Here is a 1,517-nt window from a genome sequence, read left to right on the forward strand (position 1 = left end):
TCAAGGCAATCCACCACGCCCGAATAAGGCTTGGTGAGCGTAAACGGATCAGCGCCATAATAGGTGCTCATCTTGTCCACGGCCTCTTCGCTGAGGGGCTTTTCATATACGCGCAAGCAACGTTCCACCAGCTTGGGCACACCATTGCCGATGAAGCTTTCGATCATGGCCATATCCAGCGGGGCGAGGCCGTAATCGGCGAGCATTTTGTTGGCGGCGGCGTGCAGGTCCGGCGCGCTGTGGATCAGCGTGCCGTCCAGGTCGAAGACAACCGATTTCATATCAGCGCGCGGCTTCGGCAGCGTCGCGAATGGCTTTGATGTTGGCACCGTAAATCTCGGGGGTGTCAACAGTGCCGCCGTTGAACACCGCCGAGCCAGCCACCAGCACATCGGCGCCGGCAGCCGCCATAAGGGGGGCGGTTTCGGTGGTGATGCCGCCGTCAATCTCGATATGGATCGGCCGATCTCCGATCATGGCGCGCAGGTTTTTGACCTTTTCGATTTGGCTGTGGATGAATTTTTGCCCGCCAAAACCGGGGTTTACCGTCATCACCACGAATATATCAATCAGGTCGAGCAAATACTCGATATCGCCAATGCCGGTGCCGGGGTTGAGCGCGAGGCCCGCCTTGGCTCCGGTGTTGCGGATGGCCTGCAAGGTGCGGTGCGGGTGGGTTGTGGCTTCCAGATGGGCGGAAATAACATCGGCCCCGGCCTTGGCGTAGGCTTCGATATATTGATCCACGGGCGCGATCATCAGGTGCACGTCCATCACGGTTTTTACATGCGGGCGGAAGGCCGCAACGGCGGGGGGGCCGAAGGTGAGGTTGGGGACAAAATGGCCGTCCATCACGTCTACGTGGACCCAGTCGCAGCCCTGGTCCTCAATGGCGCGGATCTCTTGTCCGAAATTGGCGAAATCTGCCGACAGGATCGACGGGGCGATTTTAATAGAACGGTCCATGATGGGTCCTCACTGGTTGAAGATGGGCGGGAAGGGCAGCGTGGCCACCCTTCCCGTGTCGTATCGCTTAAAGCGAGCCGTCGGCGTAGCGCTTGGCCATGTCATCCAGCGGGATGACCTTGATTTTGCTGGCATTGCCAGCGGCACCAAAGCGCTCGAAACGGTCAATAACCAGCTTTTCCATTTCTTCCATGGCAGGAATCATGAACTTGCGCGGGTCAAACTCGGTGGGCTTGTCCTTGGCCACTTTGCGGAACATGCCGGTGAGGGCCATGCGGTTATCGGTGTCGATATTCACCTTGCGCACACCGGATTTGATGCCGCGCTCGATTTCCTCGACAGGCACACCGTAGGTTTGCGCCATTTCGCCGCCGTTCTCGTTGATCAGGTCTTGCAGGTATTGCGGCACCGAGGAGGAGCCGTGCATCACAAGGTGAACATTGGGGATTTTGGCGTGGATGGCTTCGATCTGGCTGATCGCCAGCGTGTCGCCCGTGGGCTTGCTGGTGAACTTGTAAGCGCCATGGCTGGTGCCGCAGGCAATCGCCAGC

General features: G+C 58.9%; 3 protein-coding genes. All 3 read right to left on the reverse strand.

All coding sequences use genetic code 11. The features are described 5' to 3' along the window. Window positions 1-281: HAD hydrolase-like protein (locus MVC20_RS07280; RefSeq protein ID WP_297539880.1), on the reverse strand; the 281-nt coding region annotated here is incomplete at its 3' end. 1 nt (window position 282) lies between these two features. Next, window positions 283-966 (reverse strand): ribulose-phosphate 3-epimerase, encoded by a 684-nt coding sequence (gene rpe, locus MVC20_RS07285; RefSeq protein ID WP_297539882.1) that lies wholly within the window; start codon window positions 964-966, stop codon window positions 283-285. Window positions 967-1,033: 67 nt separating this feature from the next. Then, window positions 1,034-1,517: class II fructose-bisphosphate aldolase (locus tag MVC20_RS07290; RefSeq protein WP_297539884.1), on the reverse strand; the 484-nt coding region annotated here is incomplete at its 5' end.

The sequence above is a fragment of the Roseovarius sp. genome (assembly GCF_027019125.1).
Classification (GTDB): Bacteria; Pseudomonadota; Alphaproteobacteria; order Rhodobacterales; family Rhodobacteraceae; genus Roseovarius.